This is a genomic window from Vibrio sp. 1562, assembly GCF_033340155.1.
Taxonomy (GTDB): domain Bacteria; phylum Pseudomonadota; class Gammaproteobacteria; order Enterobacterales; family Vibrionaceae; genus Vibrio; species Vibrio alginolyticus.
The window spans coordinates 1-585 of the sequence record NZ_JAWOVY010000575.1 but is presented as its reverse complement, the minus strand read 5'-3'; the positions used below and the strand labels follow the sequence as shown (position 1 = coordinate 585).

At 42.7% G+C, this 585-nt stretch carries 1 protein-coding gene; it reads right to left on the bottom strand.

Going from position 1 to position 585, the window contains the following annotated elements:
• Window positions 1-81: 81 nt before the first annotated feature.
• Window positions 82-585, bottom strand: a 504-nt coding sequence (locus tag R7Z49_RS26475) for an aromatic amino acid transport family protein (protein ID WP_318112625.1), incomplete at its 5' end; no start/stop codon positions are given.

The window sequence follows — 585 nt, the reverse complement described above, 5'->3', positions numbered from 1 at the left end:
TAGAAAACAAAAGCAAAATTCAGGGAATTACCTTTAGTTGTAAACGGTATTCCCCTGAAAATCACTCAAAGTAACCCCTTCTTAGCTGAGTAAGCTAAAAACCAAAGCACTTACCGCAACAATACCTGTGATCAGAACAAAATAGGTAGAGAGCTTTCCACGATACTGCTTCATCGACTCAATCTTATGTACCGCCAACATCGGCATAATGAACAAGATCATTGCGATAACTGGCCCAGATAACGCTTCCATCATGCCTAAAATACTTGGGTTCATGATTGCTGCAGCCCAAATTGACAAGAAAAGAGCCACTACGCTAATACGATCAACACGTGTTTCAGACAAATTTGAGTGCTTTGTGATTAAGCCGTTCAAGCTTTCACGTGCGCCTAAGAAATGACCAAGGAAAGAAGAAGTGATCGCGACAAACGCCACCAAAGGACCAAGTGTTGCGATGAACGGGTTATCCGTTGCGTTTGCAAGGTAAGAGAGTACGGATACGTTTTGCGCTTTTGCCTGTGCAAGTTGCTCTGGCGATAGTGCTAATACGCACGAGAAAACAAACAATAGTACGAATGCGATAAG